Genomic DNA, 3409 nt, shown 5'->3' with positions numbered 1-3409 from the left:
GTTTCTGGTGCAAATAGGGTTTGATAATCGCGGCTGTGCGCAGAGCCGCGATCTCATCTCTGGGGTGGACGGAGCGATGCTCCATAGAGGCAGGCGATTTAGAAATTTTAGAATACGTTACCGCAGCAGAAATCATTTGTTTAGCTGGGGCGCCCAGGCATTAGACTTGAGATTACAGCGCTTGCGCGAGGTAGTCGTATTCGGATAAACGACGTCTGAGAAAGCCTCGGTGAAGTATAGTCGCGGAATCGGGGAATGATGTTTTGATTAAACGCTGCACCCATACTGCGTTGTAATGAGGAGGCACTCCGATGGGACTGATTGGAATTTTATTAGGTCTCGCTCTTCTGATGTGGTTTGCATATCGGGGCTGGAGCGTTCTTTTACTTTCACCAATCGCCGCTCTTCTCGCGGCTTTCATTGCCGGTGAACCATTACTGGCCCATTGGACATCAACCTATATGGGTGGCACGGCGAGCTTTGTCGCACGATGGTTCCCTTTGTTCTTGTTAGGTGGGATCTTTGGAAAGCTGATGGATGACAGCGGTTCCATAACGTCGATCGCCAGACATCTGACCAAAAGACTTGGCGTGAAAAGAACAATGCTCTCTGTGGTTTTGGCATCTGCCGTTGTTACATATGGCGGCGTCAGTGTCTTTGTCGCATTTTTCGTTCTGGTCCCTATGACACGTGAAATGTTTAAGGCCGCCAATATCCCAGCACGTCTGATGCCGGCGGCGATTGGTCTTGGTGCATTTACATTCACAATGTCAGCGATGCCCGGCACGCCATCTACAAATAACGCGATACCAATGCCTTACTTCGGCACAACAACTTTCGCCGCCCCAGGCCTTGGTATTATTGCATCTCTGATAACGCTTGCTTTTGGTATGTGGTGGCTTCAGCGTGCACAAGCCAAAGCTCAACTCGCGGGTGAAATTTATATTGAAGATCCCGGCGATATAAAAATTACAGAAGAATTGCGCGAAAAGTCAACACTTTCCGGCGACTTTGACCCGGCAGAGTTAAATCATGGCGTACGCGCAAACGAGATCCCCCCTTTCTTTTTCGCACTGCTTCCGTTGCTTGTGGTCATCGTCGTCAACTTCCTGATGGCATTGATTATTTTGCCAAGAGTTGACTTTTCCTTTCTTGAACAAGCGCCTTGGAACATTGATGTTGCTTCCTCAATTGGACTATGGGCGGTATTAATCGCACTCACAACAGCGATATTGACGCTCATCGCAGTCAACTTCAAAAGACTTGGTTCCATCAGAGAAAGCCTTGACGCCGGAGCCAATTCTTCAGCACTACCAATCCTCACAATAGCAAGTCTCGTTGGTTTTGGAGCAGTTGTTGCTGCGATGCCAGCATTTGCTTTGGTTCGCGATGCTGTACTGGAGGTTCCTGGAGGCCCACTTGTGTCGCTCGTGGTAGCGATGAATGCGCTCGCCGCTTTGACTGGAACGGCTTCTGGCGGCATGGCAATTGCGCTCAACGCGCTCGGGGACGAATATATGCGATTAGCTCTCCAGTATGGAATTGATCCAGCGCTCATGCATCGCCTAACAGTTATCAGCGCCGGAACCTTGGATGCTTTGCCACATAACGGTACTGTATTGCTGCTTTTGCAGATCAGTAAGCAGACCCATGCTTCCAGTTATTTCGATATGGTCATGACCGTGATTGTGGGTGTCATTATCTCGCTTGTTGCAGTCTTTATCCTTGGATCAATGTTTGGCTCATTCTGAGCCAAACCTTCCAGCGACAAAGGATAATATTAATGCACCGATCAGATCGGCACCACGATGAAGCCTATGGGATAAAATGATCAATATATGCCCCTCAATAACGGTTGATAATGCTTCAGCCCACGCACTGTCCACATCTCAACCAAATGCTGATGCGATGTTGCATATCTTGCGGCTTGTCAGCCCAAACCTGCCCGTAGGCGGCTTCTCCTATTCGCGTGGGTTGGAATGGGCCATTCACGCTAACATTATCCGAGACGAAAAAAGTTGCTCATCATGGATACTTGGCGTGCTTGAGAGCAGCTATGCATCTCTAGATGGTGCATTTTACTGGCGAATGGCCAATGCTCTGATGATTAGTGACGACACAGCGTTCAGGGCACTCAATGACTGGCTTGCTGCGAGTCGGGAAAGCCGGGAGCTTGAAATGGAGGACCGGCGTATGTCGGAATCCCTATTGACCGTTCTCGCGCAACTCGGTGTTCGGCAAGCAGCTGACTTTCTGAGCGTTGAGCGTCCAAGCTATCCAGCGGCATTTGCAATCGCAGCGCATCATTGGACTATCCCTGCACGTGAAGCGCTACGGGGTCTTATGTGGTCAGTGGTAGAGGCACAAGTTATGGCAGCAATTCGCCTTATACCGCTGGGCCATCTGGCAGGGCAAAGAATATTGATAGCGGCCGTACCTGCAATAGATGCAGCGGTTCAAAAGTCTTGTGAGTTAACCGATGACGAAATTGGCAATGTCGCACCATTTATGGCGATGGCCAGTGCATGGCATGAAACTCAGTATAGTCGCTTATTCAGATCATAACTTAAGCTTTTCGGGTGCTTAATGCACTTCCGAGATAAGAAACACCCGCGATCAATAATGCTATGCCAGCGATTGAGCCTGACGGGAGCTCTCTCGTCAGCGGAAACTTAAGAATGAGAAGAACACTGGCCGTAATTGCGATAAGTCCTGACAGGGCGAACCACCACCAGCCGCTCTCAGGTCTAATCTTGAATGACATTGCAATTTGCAGGAAGCCATGAACAAACACGACAATGGCGATCAGAAGCGTAATTGCAAGCGCACCTTTAAGCGGGTTGAGATAAATCATTACCCCGCCAACCAGCTCTACGGCACCAGACAACTCCTGCCAGACAAAACCTGCCCAGCTTTTCACCCAAAGTGACTGAATAATCTTGACGACACCAATGCCCATCAAGACGACGCCAAAGATTGTGCTCGCAGCAAATTCGGAAAACACGGGTAGAAGCAGGCATAGAGTTCCACCCGCGATGAGCAATATGCCAAGGCCAAAAAAGCCAATCCACTTTCGCTGTTCGATGACTTTGCGGTCCATTTTGAACTGGTCGCGATTATCCATTGTCATAAACCCGAATCCAAAAACATGCTTTATAATTCTTTAAAGCGTAATACTTCGAAGACAAGCAAGAATACCATTCCTTTAGATTATAAAAATCAGGCGATGTGCAGATCATTGTGCTGGCAGATCATTTTCGTCCTCAAGTTTTGCCCAGCTCGACGATACAATATTTAGCCGCAAGCTCAACTGCGTCACCACCCCCTCGACCATGCGGTCCCCCTCTTTGCCCGCAAAAAGCGTTGTTTCCACCTCCACATCATTGCTTCCCTCCAGTCGATGACTTCG

The 3409-nt window shown here is 49.1% G+C and carries 4 protein-coding genes; 3 read left to right on the top strand and 1 reads right to left on the bottom strand.

Annotated elements, in window-relative coordinates; translation table 11 throughout:
• The 3 genes from ABE530_RS19430 to ABE530_RS19420 all read left to right on the top strand — a co-directional run.
• The coding region (locus ABE530_RS19430) for a hypothetical protein (protein ID WP_499695695.1) at positions 1 to 208 on the top strand (208 nt) is incomplete at its 5' end.
• 103 nt (positions 209 to 311) lie between these two features.
• A complete protein-coding gene (locus ABE530_RS19425; protein WP_499695694.1) occupies positions 312 to 1751 on the top strand; it encodes a GntP family permease in 1440 nt (479 codons plus the stop codon).
• A 157-nt stretch (positions 1752 to 1908) separates the two neighbouring features.
• Positions 1909 to 2565 (top strand): urease accessory protein UreF, encoded by a 657-nt coding sequence (locus ABE530_RS19420; protein WP_499695696.1) that lies wholly within the window; start codon positions 1909 to 1911, stop codon positions 2563 to 2565.
• Position 2566: 1 nt separating this feature from the next.
• Here the strand turns inward: ABE530_RS19420 and ABE530_RS19415 are convergent, their stop codons facing one another.
• A complete protein-coding gene (locus ABE530_RS19415; RefSeq protein WP_499695693.1) occupies positions 2567 to 3130 on the bottom strand; it encodes an HdeD family acid-resistance protein in 564 nt (187 codons plus the stop codon).
• Positions 3131 to 3409: the final 279 nt, after the last annotated feature.

It is taken from the genome of Brucella sp. TWI559 (genome assembly GCF_039674265.1).
GTDB lineage: Bacteria > Pseudomonadota > Alphaproteobacteria > Rhizobiales > Rhizobiaceae > Brucella > Brucella chromiisoli.
This window is presented reverse-complemented; position numbering and strand designations above follow the sequence as displayed.